We start from the raw sequence: 21,831 nt of genomic DNA, 5'->3' as shown, positions 1-21,831 counted from the left end.
ACACAGCGTCCACACCAAGGAGCGACACCACCCATGACCACCGACCCCCTCACCGACCCGGCCCCCCCCCGCCCCGGCGGCGGCGGGGGGGGGGGGGGGTGGGTACTTCACCCCCCGCCGCCCCCACCGCCCCGCTTCTTCGCGTGCTCCCGCGCGCCCTCGTCTGTGTCCTCTCCTCTGCCCTCTCCTCTGTCCTCTTCTGTGCCCGAGCTTGCCCGAGGCGTGGTTGCCCCCCCGGCCCGCATGAGTCAACAATGCTCAATGCGCGACACGCAATGCTCATGACAAAACACCGAAAGATCTTCGGTCACAGAGGGGACCCCACTATGCGAATGCCTCTCCGCGGCGCGCTCTTCGCCGTTCTGCTCCTCGGCGCCGGCGCCGCCCCCGCGATGGCCACAAGCCAGGACACGGCCGCGCCCGCCCGGACGACCGTCCAGGACCGGACCGTCCAGGCCGCCGCCGCGGCCCAGGAGTCCATAGCGGCGGTCGACTTCGCCGGAACGGTGGCGCTCAGCAACTGTTCCGGCTCCGTCGTCCGCACCCCCGCCTCACTGCCCACCGATCCCGCCCTCGTCCTGTCCAACGGTCACTGCCTGGAGACCGGATTCCCGGCCGCGGGGCAGGTCATCGTCGACCGCGCGTCCACCCGTACCTTCACCCTGCTGAACTCGGCGGGCACCGGTGTCGCGACCCTGCGCGCATCCAAGATCGCGTACGGCACGATGACCGACACCGACATCTCGCTGTACCAACTCACCAGCACCTACGCCCAGATACAGAGCGCGTACGGGATCAGTGCCCTGGAACTGAACGCCACCCGGCCCGTCCAGGGGACCGCCATCAAGGTCGTCTCCGGCTACTGGAAGCGCATCTACAGCTGCTCGGTGGACGGGTTCGCCTATCAGCTGAAGGAGGGGACCTGGACCTGGAAGGACTCGGTCCGCTACACCTCCTCCTGCAACACGATCGGGGGCACCTCGGGCTCACCCGTGATCGACGAGGCCACCGGGAAGGTCGTCGCCGTCAACAACACCGGCAACGAGGACGGCGCGCGCTGCACCCTGAACAACCCGTGCGAGGTGGACGAGAACGGTACGGTCACGGTCCGCTACGGCATCAACTACGCCCAGCAGACGTACGGGATCGTCGCCTGCGTCGGCGCGGGCAGCCAGATCAATCTGAGCCTCGCGGGCTGCACCCTGCCCAAGCCGTAACGGCCCGCACCGCACCCCACCGCACCGCGTACGCGGGGGCGCCGCCGGACAGGACCGGCGGCGCCCTTCGTATGACGAACCGTCAGTTACGCGCGGCGTCGGCGGTCGCCGACGCCCCGGCCGCGGGCCCGTACGCGCCGAGCAGCCGCTCGTACTCCGCGGCCGTCACCGGAAGTACGGTGCCGTGCCGGGGACTTGCCGGGAGTTCGAAGTTCTCCGACAGGGTCCACTTGCCCGAGTCGAGATCGGTGGTCTCGAAGGGGATGTAGCCGCGCCCACCGAACTCGTCGATGAACAGGTACCACTTCTCCTCGGTGTTGGACTTGAAGACCGTCGGCCCCTCGCCCTGGTTGACCGTGCCCTTGCCGATGCAGTCGGCGACGAAGTCGTAGGACGTCGAGCGCAGGTCGGTGGACTTCTCCGCCGTGATGAACTTCGAGCAGGGGGTGGTGGAGGTGTTGTTCCGCTCGTCCTTGGTGAAGCGGTAGTACGTGTCACCGTGCTGGATGACGGTCGAGTCGATCACCGAGTAGCCCGGGTCGCTCCACACCTGGGGCTCGCTGAAGGTGCGGAAGTCCCGGGTCGTGGCGTACATCATCTTGTTGTAGGTGGAGCCGGTGTGCTGCGGGTCGTCGTCGGCGTAGATCTTCGACGCCCAGAAGACCACGTAGGCGTTCAGCTTGGTGTCGTAGTACGCCTCGGGGGCCCAGGTGTTGCCCGCCGTGTCGGGGGCGACCTTCACCAGGCGCTGGTCGGTCCAGTTCACCAGGTCGGTGGACTCCCACACCATGATGGACTTGCTGCCGGTGCGCTGGACCTGGTCCCAGTTGCCGTTGCCGTACATCCGCAGGTCGGTGGCGATCTGGTAGAACTTGTCGCCCTCGGGGGAGCGGATCACGAACGGGTCGCGCAGGCCCTTGTCGCCAAGATCCGAGGTGAGGACGGGCTTTCCGTCGTTCAACTCCTGCCAGTGCAGCGGGTCGTTGCCCCGGCTGAGCGCCATCCTGACCTGCTCGCCGTCCGCCGTGCCCTCGCCGGTGAAGTAGCTGAAGGCGTAGCCCGCGTAGCCCTGTTCGGCCGGCAGTTCGGTGACGATGGCGGGGAACGCCCGGGTGGTACGGGCCTTGCCCCGGGTGACCGTCGCGGTGAGCTTCACACGGGCCGGCCCGGCGCCGTGCGCGGGCCGGTGGACGAGCCCGGTCGCGCCGATCACCTTCGGCCGGTCCGACTTCCAGCTGACGGTGGTGGAGTGGGTGCCGGTGGCAGGCAGCGTCAGATGGCCGCGTACGTCGTCGAGCCCGTACAGCGTGAGGTCGCCGGCGGCGAGCACCGTCGCGGACTTGTCGGCGCTTCCGCTTCCCGCGGGCTGGGCGTGCGCCTGTGCGCCGGGGGCGGCGAGCAGGCTCAGGAAGAGCGGTATCAGGGGGATGAAGGCTCTTCGCGCGGTGCGGGGACGCATGGAGGTCCTCCCGGGAGGGATCTTGTGGGGTATTGCGCGTTCCTGTTGGAACGGCCGTCCCGAAGTGTTGTCACTTGTTCGACGCAACGTCAACAGTTCTGCACGGACCATTCGGAATTCCCCGTCTGGGCCTGCCCCGGGCGGTCTTCGCGTGGCGCCGCGCGCCGGCAGCGCACCGAGCCGGTGCGGCTCCGGCGCGCGATGCGCTGCCGTACGTTCGCGGCACTACGACACGTCGCTCCCGGAGGGCGTCGCGGTCAGCCGGATGAGCAGGCAGGCCGGAGTGTGCGACGGCAGTTCGACGGCGAGTTCCGCGCCCTTGGCCCGCCACTCCACCGTGCCCGCCGGTGCCGCCGGGTGGAGGATCTCGGCGCGTACGTCACGGCCCGCGAGATGCGGTACGGGCAGGACCCGGCCCGGGGAGCCGTCCCGGCGCCAGACGGAGAGATACGAGGTGTCGCCCGCCCGCAGGCCCAGCGCGCACCACGCGTCGCTCCACCCCGGCAGACCCAGCGGCCAGAACGGTACGGCGCCGGGGAGATCGCCCCGTACCGTCCTGTACGTCTCGATCGCCTCCCGGACCAGGGCGAGTTGGGCCGGTGACATGTGGTCCAGATGGCCGGAGAGATGGATCCGGCCGAGCAGCGCGCCGCCCAGTGTGAACGAGATCTCGTCCGGGCCGAACTCCGGCTGCGGGTAGGCCCAGACCGCGCCCTGCTCGGGCGGTACGGCCGTCGGCGCCGAGGCGGCGATCGGCGGGTAGTGGAGCGGATCCTGCTGGTCGCTGGTGGACTGGAGCTGGGCGACGGCGAGCGACGCCCCGTCCATGCGCATCCCGCCGGACGCGCAGTTCTCGACGACGAGGTCCGGGTAGCGGTCCAGCGCGGCGGACAGCCAGTCCAGATAGGCGCGGGCATGGCCGAGCAGCCCGCCGCCCGGCGAGAGGTCCCCGGGCGCCCGGGTGCCCGGCGCGACGCTGATGTTGTAGTCGAGCTTGAGATAGCCGACACCCCACTCGCCCACGATCCGCTCCAGCGTCGCGTCGAGATGCGCGCGGGCCGCCGGATGGCGCAGATCGAGCTGGTGCCTGCCCTGTTCGGTGATCCGGACACCGTCGCGCTGGAAGAACGCCCCGTCGGGCAGGGTGGCGGCGAGAGGGCTGCGCACCCCGACGACCTCGGGCTCCAGCCAGAGCCCGGGGACCATGCCGCGCGAGCGGATGTGGTCGAGGACCGCCCGGATACCGCCGCCGGGGAAGCGGCGGTCGGACGGCAGCCACTCGCCGACGCTGTCCCACCAGCCCTTGGCGTCGTCGTCGTACCAGCCGGAGTCGATACAGAAGTACTCCGCTCCGGCCTCGGCGGCGGCGTCGATCAGCGGCAGCAGCTTCTCGGTGGTGGGGTCGCCCATCAGGGTGTTCATGTAGTCGTTGAAGATCACGGGCAGCGCGGTGTGGTCGCGGTGCGGGCGGCGGATCGCCCGGCGGTACGAGGTGAGCTGGGCCAGCGCGCCCTCGAAACCGGTGCCGAGCGCGAGCGCCGCCGGGACCGTGGTGAACTCCTCACCGGGGCCCAGGCGTTCGCGCCAGTGGTGCTCGGCGTCGGTGGGGCCGTTGAGCGCGAGATACGAGGAGCCGGCGCGATCGCCGGTGTCCCAGCGCCATCCCGCGGCCGACTCGATCTGCCAGAGCAGGCCGCGTCCGCCCGCGCCCCCCTTCGGATCCGTACCGTCCTGCGTCCGTTCGGTGAGTCCGCCCATCGGGAGGTGGCCGTCGCTGGGCCAGCTGCCGCGGCCGGCGAGGGAGAGGGCCGCCCGGCTGTCGTGCTCGTGGGCCTCGTGGTTGAGCCGGGCGACGGTGTCACGCAACGGCTCCACGTACCAACGGCACTCCGCCAGCCAGTCGTTGCGCGCCCGGTGCACGTCGAGGACGTCGGGGGAGGGGAGCGTGCCGACCAGCAGACTGCTGACGGACTGTACGACCAGCGGCCGGCCGCCCTCGTTGCGCAGCAGCACCTCGCCGCGCAGCGCGGACACACCGTCGGGGGAGGAGTAACGCACCTCGGCCGTCAACCCCGTCCCCGGGTCGTGCAGTTCGACGGTCAGCCGGTGCCAGTCACCGTCCCGGACGCTGTGGTGCGCGCGGTGCCGCAGCCGGGAGCCGAGAGCGCCGTCGAGAAAGCGCTGCCCCGACCAGCCACTGCCATGGCCGAGGGCCGATATCTCCACCAGGGGAAGTGGTGCGGCGGCGTCTGCGGGCTGGATCGCCGGGTCGCCCGGACGGGCCAGCCGGACCATCCCGAGCATGCCGTCGGGGGTGGTGGCGAACTCCGTTTCGAGAGCCGAATGGCCCCAAGTAAACGTCACCTGGGTGTGGTTCGCTGCCTGTCCGGTCAACGTTCCCCTCCTGATCCCGCCGTTACCGGCGGATTGCGTCCGGCCCATGAATCCATCGTTACGGTCTCTTGACGTGGTGTGTGTGACCGGTCACAATCCTGGCATGAATGTGACCGGTCACACAAGGACGGGAGGCGGGGCCATGAAGCCGGGGACACCGGGAAAGCCGGGGAAGTCGGGACCGAGCATCAGAGACGTCGCGGCAGCGGCCGACGTGTCGTACCAGACCGTCTCCCGGGTGATCAACGGCCACCCCAGTGTGAAGAGTTCCACCCGGGAGCGGGTGCTCGCCGCCATCGACGAGCTGGGCTTCCGGCGCAGCGCCACCGCGCTCGCACTGGCCAGCGGCCGGTCCCGGTCGGTCACCGTCCTCACCGCCAACACCACGCACTACGGCTACGCGGCCATCCTCCAGGGCATCGAGGAGGAGGCCCGCCGCGCCGCCTACTCCCTGGGCATCGCGGTGCTGGAGTCGGCCGACGAGAGCGCCGCCCGGGCCGTGGTGCAGCGCGCCGCCGACACCGGCGGCGGGCTCGTGGTGATCGCCTACGACCCGGCCGGCGTCGGCGCACTGCGGGCCGTGCCCGCCGGACTGCCCGTCGTGGGGGTCGTCGAGACCCCGGCCACCCCGCCCGGCGGCGACCGCCCCTGGGTGTGGACCGACGACCGGGCGGCGGCCCACGAGGCCACCCGCCATCTGCTCGCGCTCGGCCACGAGACCGTGCACTACGTGGCCATTCCGTCCAGCACCCGCCGCACCGCCCCGCGCACCGCGGGCTGGCGCGCCGCGCTGCGCGAGGCCGGCGCGTCCGCGCCCCGGGTGATCCAGGGCGGCTGGGGCCCGGCCGGCGGGTACGCGGCGGGCCGCCGGCTGGCCGGGGACCCGGCCGTCACCGCGATCCTCTGCGGCAACGACGATCTCGCCCTCGGTGTGATCCGGGCGCTGCACGAGGCGGGCCGGGCGATCCCCGGCGAGGTGAGTGTGGCCGGCTTCGACGACGCGCCGGGCTCCGCGTACCTCACCCCGTCACTCACCTCCGTACGGCTGGACTTCGCCGGCCTGGGCCGGGCCGCCTTCGGGCTGCTCCACGACGTCGTGGAGCAGTCGGCGCGGGTGGCCCCGCACCCCGTATCCGTACCGGAACTGGTCGTCAGGGAGAGCTCAGGCCCGCCGCCGGCCCGCCGGGACGCGCGGTAGGCGCACCACTCCACACCACCCTCTACGCAGCGAGGCGGATCTCACGATGAAGAGAGTTCTACCGGCCCTGGTACTGATATGCGCCACCGCGCTGACGGCCACCGCGTGCAGCGACCCCACGGCGGCGGAGAACGGCGCCGCCGGTACCGGGTCCGCCGCGCAGGTCGACCCCACAGCCAAGCTCGACGGGGTGAAACTGACCATGTGGACCGCGCAGAACACGGTCAACGCCCCCAAACAGGTCATCGACGCCTTCGAGAAGGCCACCGGCGCCAAGGTCGACACGCAGGCCATCCCCGACCTCTACGAACAGAACGTCCCCACCAAGCTCGCCTCGGGCGACAAGCCGGACCTGATGTTCTGGCAGCCGTCCATCTCCACACTGCCGTTCATCCAGCCCGAGCGGAATCTGCTCACCCTCGACAACGAGCCCTGGGTGAGCAAGCTCGGGGACACGGAGAAGTCCCTCGGTGTGGTCGGCGGCAAGCGGTACGCGGCGATCGTCACCAGCCCCGCCATGCTCGGCGTCTACTACAACAAGGACGTCTTCCGGGAGGCGGGCATCACCGAGGCCCAATTCCCGAAGAGCTACGCCGACTTGCTGGAGCTCGGCCACAGGATCAAGGACTCGACGGACGCCGCCGCGTTCTACGAGTCGGGCGGCGACAAGTGGCCCATGCAGTGGCAGATGCAGCTCCAGCTGACGGACCTCGACCAGCAGTGGTGGGAGGGCCTCAACAAGAACGAGAAGAAGTGGACGGACCCGGTGGTGGTGAAGGCCATCACCACCTACAAGGACCAGCTCCTCGGTGCCGGGCTCGCGCAGAAGAACTACCGGACCGGCACCTTCACCGGATCGGCCGACGCGCTGTGGAAGGGCGAGGCCGGCATGGTCCTCAACGTCACCTCCTTCCAGTCCCAGTTGCAGGCCAAGTACAGCACCGAGGAGATCGACAAGAGGATCGGCTGGTTCCCCGTCTCGAACTCCGACGCCACCGGCATGTACTCGCCGGACCAGACCAACGGTGTCGTCGCCTTCCGCACCGGTGACACCCAACGGCAGGACGCGGCGCGGCAGTTCCTCGCCTTCTGGCTCGACACCGACTACGCGGACTACATCGAGGCGATGAAGATCCCGTCCGTCCAGCCCGCCGTGCCCAGCCCCGACGGGCTCCCGGAGACATCCCTCGACCAGCTGAAGGCGCTGCCCACCGCGAACGGTGTCTTCCAGGCCAAGGCCATCGTCGCTCCCGACACCCACCTCTATCTCGCCGACATGATCTACGGCAAGAAGAACCCCGGGCAGGTGGCGCAGGCGATCCAGGACCAGTTCGCCCAGGTGGCCAAGGCCCAGGGCGCCCCGGGGTTCTGACGTACCGTCACATTCTCTCCTCCTCCCAGCCCCAGCCCCAGCCCCACCCCAGACTCAGCCCCCAACGCTTCCGTACGAGGGATGTCAGCCGTGGCGGACACAGCCATACGTACCCGCAGGGCCGCGCCGCCCGCCGGCGGGCAGAAGAGGGCCGGTCGGCTGCCGCGCGCGGCCGTCCACCATCCCTGGTGGTTCGCGCTGCCGGCGGTGGTGGTCTTCGTGGCCTTCTTCCTGGTGCCGAACCTGCTCAACTTCTACTACCCGTTCACCAATTGGTCCTCGTACCACCCGGACATCGCCTTCACCGGGCTCGACAACTTCCGGACGATCGCGGACGACGGCTCACTGCTGCGCTCGATCAGGACCACACTCCTGTACGCCGCGCTCGCCGCCCTCTTCCAGAACGGCTTCGGGCTGGGGCTCGCGCTCCTCCTGGAGGAGGACTCCCGCTTCAACCGTTTCTTCCGCGCCGTCTTTTTCCTGCCGGTGCTCATCTCGGCGCTCGCCGTCGGCTATGTCTTCCAGGCCCTGCTGGACCAGGACGGCGCGGTCAACTCCGCGCTCGGCACGGAGATCCCCTGGCTGGGCTCCACGACCTGGACCGTGGTGGTGGTCTCCGTCATCCACGGCTGGAAGTGGATGGGGCTGGCCATGCTGATCTACCTCGCCGGGCTCAAGGGCATCCCCGGCGACATGCTGGAGGCCGCGAAGGTCGACGGCGCCGGGCCCTGGCGCACCTTCCGGTCCGTACGCTGGCCGATGCTCGCGCCCGCGCTCACCTTCAACGTGACCACCGCGCTCATCGGCTCGATGAACACCTTCGACATCGTGCAGGCCACCACCGGCGGCGGCCCGGCCGCCTCCACCGAGGTGTTCAACATCTACATGTTCCGGATCTTCGGACAGGGGCTGTACGCGCAGGCGTCCGCCATGAGCCTGGTCCTCTTCCTGATCGTCGTCGCCATCGCGATCCCGCTCGTCGTCGGGCTGCGCCGAAGGGAGCAGATGCTGTGACCAGCACACTCGGCACACTCCCCGGGCCCGCCGCGACCGGCCCACCGCTGTGGCGGTACGGCCGGCCGGCGCTCGTCCTCCTGCTGGCCGGTCTCGCCGTCGGCGTCCCGCTGTGGCTGGTGCTCGTCACTTCGGCCAAGCCGCAGGGCGAGGCGGTCCGCCCCAACCTCGATCCGCCGCACCACTGGCAGCCGGCCGACAACTACGCGGACGCCGTCAGCCAGGGCGAGATGTTCCGCGGCTTCGTCAACTCCCTGCTGGTCGTGGTGCCTTCGGTGGCGCTGGTGCTGGTCCTCGGCGCCGGCGCGGCCTGGGTGTTCGCCCGGCGCTCGTCCCGGCTGGTCTTGGCCGCGTACGCCCTCACCATCAGCGGACTGCTGCTGCCGCCCGCCGTGATCACCATCGTGATGGAGCTGCGCCAGCTCGGCCTGGCCGGCACCAGGCCCGGCATGATCGCGGTCTACACCGGGATGTACCTGTCCACGTCGGTGTTCTTCATGACGGGCTTCATCAGAGCCATCCCCACCGAACTGGAGGAGGCGGCCCGCCTCGACGGCGCGAAGCCGCTGCGGATCTTCCTCCGGATCATCCTGCCACTGCTGCGGCCGGTGATCGCCACCGCGACGATCATGGTGATGCTCTACGCCTGGAGCGACATTTTCTACGCCTTCTTCGTCCTCGGCGGCGGAGCCGGGGCGACCCTCCCGATCAACCTGTACCAGGTCGCGGGCGCCCAGCTCTATCTCAACAACTGGCATCTCATCTTCGCGTACGTGGTGGTGATGAGCCTGCCCATGGTCGCCGTGTTCCTGGTGGCCCAGCGCAAGATCGTGTCCGGAATCACCAGTGGAGCCGTGAAGTAACAACTGGAGGTCCAATGAAAACCCCCAGCAACACCCCCAGCAACACCCCCCGCACCACTCCCCGAACCACCCCCCACACCACTCCACCCGCACATGGCGCCGCAAAGCCCGGACGCCGGGCGTCGACCATCCTCGGCGCGACCCTGCTCGGAGCAGCCATGACCGCCGGATTCCTGCCCGCCGCCCAGGCCGCCCCCGCCGCTCCTGCCGCGGTCTCCGCCGCCGCCTCGCGCGTCACCGTCGACCTCGCCGCCCCCGAGGGCGCGGTCATGCGCGGTGCGAACGGCGCGCTGTACGGGCTGAGCGACGACGGAGTCCCGAGCGCCGCCGCCCTCGCCCCGCTCAAGATCACCAGCGTCTCCCAGAAGCCCGAGGGCGGCGCCCAGCACCCCAACGGCGACGCGCTCACCGTCTCGAAGTCGTTCTTCCGCAACGGCGGCGGCGATGTCCTCGTGATGATGCAGGACATCTACTCCCAGTGGCCGTACGAGGACCTCGGTATCGACGACTACCTCACCAAGGTCGACAAGATAACGCGCGATGTGGCGAACGCGCCCAACAGCGAGCGCTTCGTCTACGTCCCCTTCAACGAGCCCGACCAGATCTGGTACAACCTCGGCGTCTCCAACCAGGCGACGTACGAGACCAACCGGGACCGCTTCCTCAAGGACTGGAAGACCGTCTACCAGCGCATCCGCGCCGTCGACCCGGACGCCAGAATCGCCGGCCCCAACGAATCCTCCTACCACACAAGGCTGTTGACCGACTTCCTCACCTACGCGAAGAGGGAGAACGTCCTGCCGGAGGTCACCACCTGGCACGAGCTGGGCCCGACCTCGCTGCGCGACTTCCAGAGCCACTACGACACCTACCGCGCCATCGAGAAGAGCGTCGGTGTCACCCCGCGCACCATCAACATCGACGAGTACGCCAACCGCCGCGACCTCTCCGTGCCGGGCCAGCTCGTGCAGTGGGTCTCGATGTTCGAGCGCAACAAGGTGTACGCGAACCAGGCGTACTGGGACGCCGCCGGCAACCTCGACGGCAATGTCGTGCGTACCAACATCCCCAACGGCGGCTGGTGGTTCTTCCGCTGGTACGCCGGACTCACCGGCCAGACCGTGAAGGTCACCCCGCCGTCCCCGAACACCATCGACACACTCCAGGGCCTGGCCTCGCTCGACACCACCCGCAAGCAGGCCCAGGTGCTGCTCGGCGGCGCGTCCGGTGACACCGACGTCGCCGTCCAGCACATCGACCGTGCCGTCTTCGGCTCATCCGTCACCGCGACCGTCGCCGAGGCCGCGTGGTCCGGCTACGAGGGTCAGCACGCGGCGCCGCGCGTCCTGTCCCGTACGAAGCTGAGCGTCGCCGCCGACGGCTCCGTGACCGTACCCCTCACGGGCATGAAGCAGATGTCCGCCTACCGGATCGTGCTCACCCCGGCCGGCTCCGGCACCCCCACCGCCGCCACCGTCCCGTGGTCCGCCTCCTACGAGGCCGAGGACGCCCGGATCACCGGCGGCCAGGTCTACACCCAGGGCACGGTGTCCAACGCCAACGGCTACGCCACCTCCGGAACCAAGGACGTCGGCTCGCTCAACACCGCAGCCAGCAAGGTCGACTTCACCGTCACCGTGCCCGCCACGGGCAGCTACGACCTGTCGGTCCTGTACGGCAACCAGTCCGGCGCCCCGGCCACCCAGCTGCTCTCCGTGGACGGCGGCGCCACGACGAGCGTCCCCTACCCCTCCACCGAGAACTGGACCTACCGCGCCAAGGCGGACCTCACCGTCCCCCTCACCGCGGGCACCCACACCCTGACCCTGGCGAAGGGCACCGGTGAGGTCACCCTGGACCGTATCGACCTGACCGCGAGCACCACACCGGCCGCCTCCTACGAGGCCACCCTCGCCGACATCTCCGGCAGTGTGTCCTACGACTACGCCGACGCGTCCGGCACCGGCACCGGCGCTCTCGTGCTCGGCGCGGGCGCCAAGGCGGTCTACGACGTGTACGCGCCCCGCGACGGCTACTACACGGTGACCTCGCGCGGCTCCGCCGCCGTACAGCTCTCCCTGCACGACGAGACGGTGACCGCCGCCCCCGGCCAGGCGCTGCGTCTGTACCTCGTGGCCGGCAACAACCGCGTCACCGCCACCGGCCCGGCCACACTGCGCTCGCTCGACGTGACGGGCACGGGCTCCACGACCGGCACACTCACCTACGACGGCGCCCAGGCCCGGCTGGCCGGCGGCGCCCGGCTGGTGGCCAGCGCCAACGCCACCGAGGGCAGCTACATCGGCTGGCTCGGCAACAGCGCCGCCGCCACCGCCACCTTCACCGTCGACGCACCGCGCGCCGGGAAGTACGTCCTCGTCCTCACCTACGGCCAGAACGACCGCCGCGACAACGGCCACGCCTACAACACCGACATCGTCTCCCGCACGGCGGACGTCACGATCGGCACCACCACCCGGAAGGTGACCTTCAAGAACACCTGGAGCTGGGAGGACTTCTGGACCCTCGGCGTCCCGGTCACCCTCCAGCAGGGCACCAACACCCTGACCCTCTCCAACGCGTCCGCGTGGGCCCCCAACATCGACCGCGTGGAACTGTCCCCCGTACGCGGCTGACCCCACCCCGCTCCACCTCCCCGCAACACACCGAGGACCGACCCACAGCGGGCCGGTCCTCGGCGTGCTGGTGTGCGGCCTCTAGAGGATGTAGCGGCGGAAGCCCGTTGCCAGGGGCCTGAAGCCGCACGTCTCGTAGAAGGTGTGGACGTACGCGTCGTCCGCCGCCAGCAGCTGGACTTTGTAGCAGCCGGCCGACTCACCCAGGCGGACGGCAGCCTCCATCAACCGACGCCCGATGCCTCGGCGTTGGAAGGAGCCGGCCACCACGACGTTCTCCACGAACAGGATGGCCCGGCCGCCGCGAGTGAGGTTGGGCATGACGACACAGTCCGCCGTGCCGACCACGGTGCCGTCGACGTCGGCCACCAGGACGGTACGCCCCTGCTGCCTTGATACGGCCGCCCACGTGGCGGCTGCCGTTGCCGGAGGCAGCGGCGCGTCGTCCGGGTTCAACTCGGCGTAGAGGGAGAGCAGGGCCGACAGGTCCGCCTCCGTTGCCGTCCGCACAGTGATCTTCACGCGCCGATCCTAGAACGGGGCCGTCCAGGATGGATCTCTACGCAGAACTCCGCCCCACCGGATGGGATCCAGTGGGGCGGAGTCGGCCGGGCCAGGGGGTCAGCTCAGGTCCGTGACCGTCCAGCGCTGGTTCGTGCCGGAGTTGGGCTTCCAGACCGAGACGCGGGCGCCGTTGGTGGTCGACTGGCCCGCTACCTCCAGCAGTTCGCCGGTCGCGGCGCTGACGAAGGTGTAGGTGCCGTCGCCCGTGGTGGACAGGGTCCACTGGGCGGCGGTGCTCGGCTTGCCCGTGTCCTTCTCCAGGACCGCCGCGCCGTTCGCCGATGTCAGGCGGCTGCCGTCCGCCGGGTTGCGCAGGATGTAGCGCTCGCGGTTGCCGAGGCCCTTCGTCACCTTCTCGATCTGCCACCGCTGGCCGGCGTCGGCCGTGTCGGTGGTGCGGATCACGGTGCCGGTGGCGTCGTCGGAGACGCCGAGGGACTTGCCGCTGCCCACGCCGGTGAGGCCGTAGGTGTGACCCTGCTGGATCGGTGAGGCGTCCTTCGCGACGCCGGAGACGCCCGTGATCCGCAGGGTGGTCACCGAACGGGCCGGGACGGAGACGGTGGCGCGGCCGTTCTTGACGGTCACCTTGGCCTTCTTGACCAGGGCGCCCGAGGCGTCCGTGACGACCGGGGTGACCTTCGCGCCCTTGGCCACCTTGGCGAAGCCGGAGAGGTCGAGGGTGACATCGCGGACGGTGTTGGTGTCATTGACGTGGACGACGGTGGCCTCGCGCCCGGAGGCGGAGACGGCCGCCGCGCTCGCGGTGTCGTCCACCTTGACCAGCCGGTCGCCGGGACGGATGAAGTGGGTGAAGTTCCGGGCCGTGTTGAACTTGGTGTTCGTCAGGACCGGGCAGGTCTTGAGGGTGTCCTTGGCGGTGCAGCTGAACGGCACCTGGATGGAGCCCCAGTTGCCGCCCTTGGCGGACTCGCCGCCCGGCTTCATGTTGTCGTAGTCCTCCACCGGCTGCCAGAACAGCCAGGCGGTGGGCTCCAGTTCACGCAGATCGTCCACGATGTGCCTGGCGAGACCCAGCCCCGGCTTCATGCTGGTGAAGTCCTGGCCGTCGCCCCAGTCGCCGTCGACCTCGCTCATCCACAGCGGCTTGTCGGCGCCCTTGGCGATGTCGCGCGCGGTGGTCCGGCCGCCGGTGCCGTAGGTGTGGACGTTGAGCTGCGCGACCAGGTCCCGTACGTCCTGCGGGTAGGACTCCCAGTTACGGGCGAACGTCGTCGGGTTGGTCTCGTCCATCGCGGAGATCACCGCGTCGGTCTTCGCCTTGCCGAGCTTCTTCGCCAGCGCCTTGATGACCTTCTGCTGGAGCTCGGGCCCGATGTGCGCGCCCTCCTGACGGCCGCCCACCGGCTGGCCGTCGGCACCGAGTGTGGTGCCCCAGTAGTTGGTGTTGGGCTCGTTGAACGGGTCGATGGTGTCGACCTTGATCCGGCTCGACTTCTCCAGCCGTTCCACCGCACCGGTCAGATACGCGGCGAAGTCGTCCACCTTGTCGGTGCGCAACTGGTCCTGCCCGGCCTGGAAGTTGCCGGAGACATAGCCGCTCTCGGTCATGAACCAGGGCGGCGAGTTGGAGAACGCCTCCCAGTGGGTGACGTCCTTCTTGATCCGGTTCACCCACCACCGCTGGGTGGCGTCCGCGTTCGTGTTCCAGTGGGCGGGATTGTCCGCCGACCACCAGGAGGTGTCCTGGCGGGTGGTGCCCGCGGGCGCCTTCCACCAGCCCTCGACCGCGCCGCCCGCCCGCAGATAGTCCTTGACGTCGGGCGCGTTGCCGCCGCCGACGTTGTAGCGGGCGATGTTGAGGGCGAGCCCGTCGTCGCCGAAGACCAGCTTCGCCAGCTTCTCGCGTATCTCCGCCGGGTAGCCGCCGGTCGCGTTCGCGAACCACACCAGGCTGGTGCCCCAGCCCTCGAACTTCTGCCCCTGGTAGGAGGGGTCGGGCCGTACGGTGACGGCCGAGGTGTCGGCCGCCGCCGCGAGCGGCGGCCCCGCGGCCAGCACACCGCCGGCCGCGAGGACGACGGCCAGTGCCGCCGACGGATACCGGAAGGTACGTGGTCTCTTCATCGTGAGGTATTCCCTTGGTCCGTGTCGCGTCATCGGGACAGAACTGCAGACATGCCTGTGGTGGTGAGGAGCCCCCCTCCCGGTACGTTCCGCCGCGGCGCGCCGTCAGCGCCGTACGACCGCCACTCCGCGCGGGCCGAGGACGATCGGCCCGGCCGGGTCGGAGGCGTCGGCGGCGTCGGTGCCGCGGCGCGCGCTGTCGGCCGTTCCGCCGAGCAACGTGCCCGTGACACCGGCCAGTTCGACCGGCTCGTTGGTACGGTTGACGAGGAACCAGTACGTGGTGTCACCGTTGCCGCGGACCACCAGTTCCACCCGGCCGCGCGCGGCCTCGGGCAGCTCGCTCGTCACTCCCGCGCCGGCCAGCAGCCGGTCCAGGACACCGCGTATCCCCTCGGCGCCCAGCCGGGTGGAGACATACGCGGCGCTGCCGGTGCCCACCGGGCGCCGGGTGATCGCGGGCCGGCCCGACTGGTCGCCCGTACGGTACGAGGCGAGCACCTCGACGGCGTCGTCCGTCACGGTGATCCGGTCGGTCCACAGGGTGCCCGTGGAGCCGTTGTCGAGGGCGACGTCCTGGCCTTCGAGCAGCGGCCCGAACTCCTCGATGCGGATGCCGAGCAGCTCCCGCAGCGCGCCGGGGTAACCGCCCAGCCAGGCATGGTCGTTCTCGTCCACCACGCCGGAGAAGTACGTGGTGACCAGATGGCCCCCGCCCTCGACGTAGCCCGTCAGCTCCTTGGCGAGATCGCTCGGCACCACGTGCAGCACCGGCGCCACCACCAGGTCGTAGCCGTCCAGCGAGGCGCCCTTGTGGATGACATCGGCCCGTACGCCCAGGGCGAGGAAGGCCGAGTACCAGTCCAGCGCCTCCTGCCGGTAGCGCAGCAGGGAGGTCGGGTGGGAGTCCTGCTCGCTGGCCCACCACGACTCCCAGTCGAAGAGGACGGCCGCGCGCGCGGGCCGGCCTGTCGAGCCGACGACCTCCGACAGCTCGCCCAGCAGCGCGCCGAGCGCGGCCACGGAGCGGAAGACCTCGCTGTCCTCCCCGGCGTGCGGAACCATCGCCGAGTGGTACTTCTCCGCACCGGCGGCCGACTGGCGCCACTGGAAGAAGCAGACGGCGTCCGCGCCGTGGGCCACGTGCAGCAGCGAGTCGCGCGCCAGATCGTGCTCCCGCTTGGCGACGTTCACGGGCTGCCAGTTGACCGCGCTGGTGGAGTGCTCCATCAGGAACCAGGGGTGTCCGCCGGCTATCGAACCAGTGAGGTTTGCGGAGAACGACAGCTCGTCGAGGCGCTGCGGGCCCGGCAGGGTGTAGTGGTCGTTGGAGACGAAGTCCACCTCCCCGGCCCAGTCGGCGTAGTGCATCCCCTTGGTCTCGCCCATCACCATGAAGTTGGTGGTCACCGGGGTGTCGGGGGTGAGCCGGTACAGCAGGTCGCGCTCGGCGCGCAGATAGTCCTTGAGCGCGTCCGAGGAGAACCGCTTGAAGTCGAGCTGCTGGGTCGGGTTGGGGTGCGAGGCGGCGAGCCGGGGCGGCAGGATCTGGTCCCACTCGGTGTAGCGCTGGGACCAGAAGGCCGTGCCCCAGGCGTGGTTGAGGGTCTCGACCGATCCGTAGCGGTCGGTCAGCCAGGTACGGAAGGCGCGCGCCGCGTCGTCCGAGTAGTCGTAGATGTTGTGGCAGCCCAGCTCGTTGGAGATGTGCCAGGCGGTGAGCGCGGGGTGGTTCCCGTACCGCTCGGCCATCTTCTCCACGAGCCGCAGCGCGTGGGTGCGGAAGACCGGTGAGGTGGGCCGCCAGTGCTGGCGGGCGCCGGGCCACACCGTCTCGCCGGACGCGGTGACCGGCAGGATCTCCGGGTGGAGTGTGGTCAGCCACGGCGGCGGGGAGGCGGTCGCGGTGGCCAGATCCACCGCGATGCCGCCCTCGTGCAGCAGGTCCATGATCTCGTCCAGCCAGCCGAAGTCCCAGGTGTCGGGGGCGGGCTGGATCCGGGCCCAGGAGAAGATGGCGAGGGACACGATGTTCACACCGGCTTCGCGCATCAGCCGGATGTCCTCGGGCCACACCTCGCGCGGCCACTGCTCCGGGTTGTAGTCGGCGCCGTACGCGAACCGCGGCGTGGGGTCGTCGTGGGGCCGGCGCAGCCAGCGGGGCGACGGGACGCGGGTCATCTTGCTCCTCGGAAAAAAATCGAGCCGGTGGTGACGCGGCCGGGGCCTCGGCGGACCGGTCCGCGGGCACCGGGCGGTGACGGGCGGCGAAGTCGCCGCCACCCGTCACCACCCGGACGGCCGGGGTTACTTGACGGTGAAGCCCTGCTCGGTGCCGTAGGCGCGGGACTGCTTCTGCCAGGCGGCGAGACCGTCCGTCAGCGTGGTGCCCGAGACATACGCCTTGCCGACGGTGTCGTTGAAGATGGAGTTGGCGTAGACCTGGAACGGCAGGTACTGCCAGTCGGGCGCGACCTCGGAGGCCGACTGGGCGAAGACCTTGTTGATCTCCTGACCGCCGAAGTAGTCGAACTTCGTGTCCAGGAACTCCTTGGACGTCATGTCGGCGGTGGTCGCGGGGTACGCGCCGTCCTTCACCCGGGACTTGACGCCCGCGCCGGCGGCGGCGTACTCGGTGAACGCGTAGGCGAGCGCCTTGTTCTTGCCCGCGGCGGGGACGGCCAGCGAGCTGCCGCCGCTCTCCGCGCTCGACTTCTCGCCCGCCTTCCACTGCGGCAGCGGGGCCACCCGCCAGTCGCCGGCCGCGCCGGGCGCGCCCGTCTTGAGGTTGGTGGGCATCCAGGCGCCGGTGGCCAGGGTGGCGATGGTGCCGTCACCCAGTCCCTTGAACCACTCGTCGGTCCACGAGGTGACGGGGGAGAGCAGCTTGTCGTCGATCAGCTTCTGCCAGGTCTTGGCGAACGTGGTGCTGCCCGCGTCGGTGAAGTCGATGCCGACATTGGTGCCGTCCACCTTGTACGGGTGGCCGCCGGCCTGCCAGATCAGGCTGGTGGCGAAGCCCGCCTCGCCGGTGTCGGCGGTGATGTACGCCTTCGGGTCGGCCTTGTGGAGCTTCTCGGCCGCCGTCACGTACTCGTCCCAGGTGGTCGGGACCGCGATCTTGTACTTGTCGAAGACCTTCTTGTTGTAGTACAGCGCCATCGGGCCCGAGTCGACCGGCAGTGCGTAGACCGCGTCGCCGGACTTGACCGCGTTCCACGGGCCGGGCGAGTAGGAGTCCGCCAGCTTGTCCGCACCGTACGGGGAGAGGTCGGCGACGGACTTGGCGAGGGAGAACTGGCCCAGGGCGAAGTACTCGATCTGTGCGACGTCGGGGACACCCTTGCCCGCCGCGATCGCGTTCTGAAGGGCGGTGTACTCGTCCTTCGAGGTGCCCGCGTTGACGACCTTGACCTTCACCTTGGGGTGCGCGGCCTCGAAGTCCTTGGCGACCTTGGGCATGGTGGAGTCCCACGTCCAGACCGTGAGGTTGCCACCCTTTTCGAGGGCCGTCTTGACGTCGTCGGCGCTCCCCGAATCGGTGCTGCTGTTGTCGTCGGAGGAACCGCCGCAGGCCGTCAGGGTGAGGGCGAGGGCGACCACGGAGGCCAGACCCGCACCGCGCACGGTGCGCCGGCGCGCTGTGTTGTACATCAGAGTCATCTCACTTCGTTGTCAGAGAACTGCCGAACAGCTGGGAAAACGGGGATCATCACCCGGAGCGGGCGGAGGACGGGCGGCTCACTCCTTGACACTTCCGGCGGCGAGGCCGGACTGCCAGTACCGCTGGAGCAGCAGGAACGCGGCGATCAGGGGCACGATGGTGAGCAGCGAACCGGTGATCACCAGGTTGTAGATGGCTTCGCCACCGTTGGTCTGCGCCTGGGCGTTCCAGGAGTTGAGCCCCAGGGTGAGCGGATACCAGTCCGGGTCCTTCAGCATGATCAGCGGCAGGAAGTAGTTGTTCCAGGTCGCGACCATGGTGAACAGCAGCACCGTCACGATGCCGGGGGCCAGCAGCGGCAGGCTCACCGTGAAGAAGGTACGGATCTCGCTGGCGCCGTCGATCCGGGCGGCCTCCAGCAGCTCGGTGGGGATCGCCTCGGCGGCGAATACCCACATCAGATAGAGGCCGAACGGCGAGATCAGCGAGGGGATGATGACGGCCCAGGGGGTGTCGGTCAGTCCCATCTTGCTGAACATCAGGAAGGTGGGGACCGCCAGCGCCGTACCGGGGACGGCGACGGCACCGATCACCACCGCGAAGATGCCGCGCTTGCCGGGGAACTGGAACTTGGCGAGCGCGTAACCGCCGAGTACCGCCAGGAACGTCGCGCCACCGGCTCCCACCACCACGTAGAGCAGGGTGTTCAGCAGCCAGCGGACGAACACACCGTCGTTGTAGGTGAGGGTGTCCTTGATGTTGCTGAAGAACGCGAAGTCGCTGTCGAACCAGAGCCCGGAGGACGAGAGCAGGCCCGTCTGGGTCTTGGTCGAGTTGATGACGAGCCAGACCAGTGGCACCAGCGCGTAGACCAGGACCAGACCGGCCAGCACGGTGAGCAGCACACTGCGGCGCGGGCGGTTGACACTGCCGCGTCGTTTGGGGCGGGGGGTGCGCAGCCCGGTGGCGGGGCGCGGCGCGCGGTCCTCGGCCGGGGTGGCGGTGGCCGGGGCGGGGGCTCCCATCGTCACGCTTCCTTTCGCATGCCGCGGAGCTGGACGGCATAGGCGATGATCATGGTGAAGATACCCATGATGATCGCGACCGTGGCCGCGTAGTTGTGCTGCTGGCCGGAGAAGGCCAGCGAGTAGGTGTAGAAGTTCGGCGTGAAGTCCGTGGTGATCGTGTTGGGCGCCAGGTTCTTGAGGATGCTCGGCTCGTTGAAGAGCTGGAAGCTGCCGATGATCGAGAAGATCGTGGCGATGACCAGCGCGCCCCGGATCGCGGGGAGCTTGATGGCGCTGATGATGCGCCACTGCCCGGCGCCGTCGATCTCCGCCGCCTCGTAGAGCGAGTGCGGGATGACCCGCAGCGCCGCGTAGAAGATCAGCATGTTGTAGCCGACGAACTCCCAGGTCACGATGTTGCCGATGGAGGCGAGCACCAGGCCGGAGGAGAGCGGGTCGGGCAGTGTGACGCCGAAGGCGTCGTTGATGTTGCCGACCAGGCCGAAGCGGGTGCCGTACATGAAGCCCCACATCAGGGCGGCGACCACGGCGGGCACGGCGTACGGCAGGAAGATCGCGATCCGGAAGAAGTTCTTGCCGTAGAGCCGGCCGCTGTCGATGGCCAGCGCGACCAGCAGCGCGATCCCGAGCATCACCGGCACCTGCACGGCCAGGAAGAGGGTCACCCGGCCGAGCGCGGACCAGAAGTTCGGGTCCTCCAGCGCCCGCTGGTAGTTGTCGAACCCGACGAACGAGGTGCCGCCGACCAGCTGGGTCCGGAAGAGGCTCAGATAGATCGAGTAGCAGATCGGCGCCAGGAAGACCAGGGCGAAGACCGCCATGAACGGTCCGATGAAGCCCCAGCCGATCAAGGCCCGCCTGCGTCGGGGGCCCCGTGGCGGGGCGGGGTGTCCCGCCGTGGAAGGCGGTGACAATGCCGTCATGACTTTGTTCCTCGCTGGTCGTCCTCGGGCACCCGGCACCCGGCCGCCGGATGGGAAAGCGCGTAAACAGGCCACCGCCGGAGGTTACCCCGGGGCGAAATGTTTACGTAAACATCTGGTGATGGGATGCTTACATTGGCCTGGGTGGGCCGTCAAGATTCACGGTGGGGTCAGTTTTGAGCCGAAGGGCTCAGCGACGACTGGATGGTGAGAGCACGGGTGGACAGGATCGTGGAGAGCTCTGGGACGGCCGGACGGTCACGGGCGGCGGGGCAGGCCGGCGCGGCGGAGACATCGGCGCGGGCCACGGCGGAGACGGCGGCGGGGGCACCCGTGACGGCCTCGCGCCGCCGTCGCGGTGTGTCCATGGCGGATGTCGCCCGCCGGGCCGGGGTCTCCTCGCAGACCGTCTCCCGGGTCTCCAACGGTCACCCGGGAGTGGTGGAGGCGACCCGCCGGCAGGTGCTCGCCGCGATGAAGGAGCTGGACTACCGGCCCAACAGCGCGGCCCGCGCGCTGAAGCGCGGCGAGTTCCGGACCATCGGCATCATCCTGTTCACCCTCTCGACCACCGGCAACGTCCGCACACTGGAGGCCATCGCCGCCTCCGCGGCACAACAGGGATACGCCATCACACTGCTCCCGGTGGCAGTCCCGACGCAGGATCAAGTACGCGGCGCCTTCACGCGGTTGGGCGAACTGGCCGTCGACGCCATCATCGTGATCATGGAGGTCCATCTGCTGGACTCGGCCACGGTGGCACTGCCGCCGAACGTCGGTGTGGTGGTGGTCGACTCCAATGCCGGCGACCGCTACAGCGTGGTCGACACCGACCAGGCGGGCGGCGCCCGCGAGGCGGTCGGGCATCTGCTGGATCTCGGACACCGGACCGTCTGGCACCTCGCGGGCCCCGAGTCCTCGTACGCGGCACAGCACCGCGCCGACGCCTGGCGCGCCACGCTGGACGAGGCGGGACGGGAGATCCCGCCGCTGCTGCGCGGCGACTGGTCGGCCGAGTCGGGCTACCGCGCCGGGCTGCGGCTCGCCCGGGAGCCCGGCTGCACGGCGGTCTTCGCGGCCAACGACCAGATGGCGCTGGGGTTGTTGCGCGCGCTGCACGAGTCGGGCCGTGCGGTCCCGGAGCAGGTCAGTGTGGTCGGCTTCGACGACATCCCCGACGCCAACTCGTACCTGCCCCCGCTCACCACCGTCCACCAGGACTTCGCCGAGGTGGGACGGCGGTGTGTCGAGGGCGCCCTGCGTCAGATCCGGGAACACACCGAGGAGCACGGGACCACACTCGTCCCCACCCGGATGGTGGTACGGGAGAGCACGGCGCCGCCGCCGGCGCCGGCCGCGTGAGCGGGCTCGGGAGCCGTTGCCCAGCGGGAGCCGTTGCCCAGCGGGAGCC

At 69.7% G+C, this 21,831-nt stretch carries 14 protein-coding genes and 1 pseudogene; 7 read left to right on the top strand and 8 right to left on the bottom strand.

All coding sequences use genetic code 11. The annotated features are described in order from the left end of the window. Positions 1–326: 326 nt before the first annotated feature. Positions 327–1,217 (top strand): serine protease, encoded by an 891-nt coding sequence (locus tag AB0389_RS22045; protein ID WP_366397141.1) that lies wholly within the window; start codon positions 327–329, stop codon positions 1,215–1,217. Positions 1,218–1,356: 139 nt separating this feature from the next. On the opposite strand, the pseudogene AB0389_RS22040 reads toward AB0389_RS22045, so the two are convergent. Together AB0389_RS22040 and AB0389_RS22035 are read right to left on the bottom strand one after the other, a co-directional pair. After that, positions 1,357–2,562, bottom strand: a pseudogene (locus AB0389_RS22040) (glycoside hydrolase family 43 protein); the annotation flags it as partial. Positions 2,563–2,901: 339 nt separating this feature from the next. Further along, complete coding sequence (locus AB0389_RS22035) at positions 2,902–5,118, bottom strand: glycoside hydrolase family 36 protein (RefSeq protein ID WP_366397140.1); 2,217 nt, start codon at positions 5,116–5,118, stop codon at positions 2,902–2,904. A 94-nt stretch (positions 5,119–5,212) separates the two neighbouring features. Here AB0389_RS22035 and AB0389_RS22030 point away from each other — a divergent pair, with 94 nt between their 5' ends. From AB0389_RS22030 to AB0389_RS22010, 5 genes are all read left to right on the top strand, one after another. Continuing rightward, complete coding sequence (locus AB0389_RS22030) at positions 5,213–6,268, top strand: LacI family DNA-binding transcriptional regulator (protein ID WP_366397139.1); 1,056 nt, start codon at positions 5,213–5,215, stop codon at positions 6,266–6,268. A gap of 46 nt (positions 6,269–6,314) precedes the next feature. Continuing rightward, a complete protein-coding gene (locus AB0389_RS22025; protein WP_366397138.1) occupies positions 6,315–7,640 on the top strand; it encodes an ABC transporter substrate-binding protein in 1,326 nt (441 codons plus the stop codon). 90 nt (positions 7,641–7,730) lie between these two features. Beyond that, positions 7,731–8,654, top strand: coding sequence for a sugar ABC transporter permease (locus tag AB0389_RS22020; protein ID WP_366397137.1), 924 nt, complete (start codon positions 7,731–7,733; stop codon positions 8,652–8,654). 47 nt (positions 8,655–8,701) lie between these two features. After that, positions 8,702–9,517, top strand: coding sequence for a carbohydrate ABC transporter permease (locus AB0389_RS22015; RefSeq protein ID WP_366397150.1), 816 nt, complete (start codon positions 8,702–8,704; stop codon positions 9,515–9,517). A 158-nt stretch (positions 9,518–9,675) separates the two neighbouring features. After that, complete coding sequence (locus tag AB0389_RS22010) at positions 9,676–12,153, top strand: CBM35 domain-containing protein (protein WP_366397136.1); 2,478 nt, start codon at positions 9,676–9,678, stop codon at positions 12,151–12,153. Positions 12,154–12,234: 81 nt separating this feature from the next. Here the strand turns inward: AB0389_RS22010 and AB0389_RS22005 are convergent, their stop codons facing one another. From AB0389_RS22005 to AB0389_RS21980, 6 genes are all read right to left on the bottom strand, one after another. Beyond that, a complete protein-coding gene (locus tag AB0389_RS22005) occupies positions 12,235–12,675 on the bottom strand; it encodes a GNAT family N-acetyltransferase (RefSeq protein WP_366397135.1) in 441 nt (146 codons plus the stop codon). A 99-nt stretch (positions 12,676–12,774) separates the two neighbouring features. Beyond that, positions 12,775–14,805, bottom strand: a complete 2,031-nt coding sequence (locus tag AB0389_RS22000; protein WP_366397134.1) for a glycoside hydrolase — start codon at positions 14,803–14,805, stop codon at positions 12,775–12,777. Positions 14,806–14,910: 105 nt separating this feature from the next. Continuing rightward, positions 14,911–16,986, bottom strand: a complete 2,076-nt coding sequence (locus AB0389_RS21995) for a beta-galactosidase (protein ID WP_366397133.1) — start codon at positions 16,984–16,986, stop codon at positions 14,911–14,913. Positions 16,987–17,112: 126 nt separating this feature from the next. Beyond that, complete coding sequence (locus tag AB0389_RS21990) at positions 17,113–18,459, bottom strand: sugar ABC transporter substrate-binding protein (RefSeq protein WP_366397132.1); 1,347 nt, start codon at positions 18,457–18,459, stop codon at positions 17,113–17,115. Between the two features lie 87 nt (positions 18,460–18,546). After that, positions 18,547–19,494: a carbohydrate ABC transporter permease gene (locus AB0389_RS21985; protein WP_366397131.1), complete on the bottom strand. Its 948-nt coding sequence runs from the start codon at positions 19,492–19,494 to the stop codon at positions 18,547–18,549. Between the two features lie 2 nt (positions 19,495–19,496). Next, entirely contained in the window at positions 19,497–20,420 is a 924-nt protein-coding gene (locus AB0389_RS21980) for a sugar ABC transporter permease (protein WP_366397130.1), read from the bottom strand. A gap of 366 nt (positions 20,421–20,786) precedes the next feature. Between AB0389_RS21980 and AB0389_RS21975 the strand changes: the two genes are divergently transcribed. Continuing rightward, positions 20,787–21,782, top strand: a complete 996-nt coding sequence (locus AB0389_RS21975; RefSeq protein ID WP_366397149.1) for a LacI family DNA-binding transcriptional regulator — start codon at positions 20,787–20,789, stop codon at positions 21,780–21,782. Positions 21,783–21,831 lie beyond the last annotated feature (49 nt).

The sequence above is a fragment of the Streptomyces sp. NPDC093109 genome (assembly GCF_040701725.1).
Taxonomy (GTDB): Bacteria; Actinomycetota; Actinomycetes; order Streptomycetales; family Streptomycetaceae; genus Streptomyces.
This window is presented reverse-complemented; position numbering and strand designations above follow the sequence as displayed.

What these genes read in the sequence shown, in the direction of transcription:
- AB0389_RS21975 (WP_366397149.1), top strand. Translation starts at nt 20,787, where the DNA reads ATGGCGGATGTCGCCCGCCGGGCCGGGGTCTCCTCGCAGACCGTCTCC.
- AB0389_RS22025 (WP_366397138.1), top strand. Translation starts at nt 6,315, where the DNA reads ATGAAGAGAGTTCTACCGGCCCTGGTACTGATATGCGCCACCGCGCTG.
- AB0389_RS22000 (WP_366397134.1), bottom strand. Translation starts at nt 14,805, where the DNA reads ATGAAGAGACCACGTACCTTCCGGTATCCGTCGGCGGCACTGGCCGTC.
- AB0389_RS22010 (WP_366397136.1), top strand. Translation starts at nt 9,676, where the DNA reads ATGACCGCCGGATTCCTGCCCGCCGCCCAGGCCGCCCCCGCCGCTCCT.
- AB0389_RS21990 (WP_366397132.1), bottom strand. Translation starts at nt 18,459, where the DNA reads ATGTACAACACAGCGCGCCGGCGCACCGTGCGCGGTGCGGGTCTGGCC.
- AB0389_RS21980 (WP_366397130.1), bottom strand. Translation starts at nt 20,420, where the DNA reads ATGACGGCATTGTCACCGCCTTCCACGGCGGGACACCCCGCCCCGCCA.
- AB0389_RS21995 (WP_366397133.1), bottom strand. Translation starts at nt 16,986, where the DNA reads ATGACCCGCGTCCCGTCGCCCCGCTGGCTGCGCCGGCCCCACGACGAC.
- AB0389_RS22045 (WP_366397141.1), top strand. Translation starts at nt 327, where the DNA reads ATGCGAATGCCTCTCCGCGGCGCGCTCTTCGCCGTTCTGCTCCTCGGC.
- AB0389_RS22030 (WP_366397139.1), top strand. Translation starts at nt 5,213, where the DNA reads ATGAAGCCGGGGACACCGGGAAAGCCGGGGAAGTCGGGACCGAGCATC.
- AB0389_RS22035 (WP_366397140.1), bottom strand. Translation starts at nt 5,118, where the DNA reads ATGGGCCGGACGCAATCCGCCGGTAACGGCGGGATCAGGAGGGGAACG.
- AB0389_RS21985 (WP_366397131.1), bottom strand. Translation starts at nt 19,494, where the DNA reads ATGGGAGCCCCCGCCCCGGCCACCGCCACCCCGGCCGAGGACCGCGCG.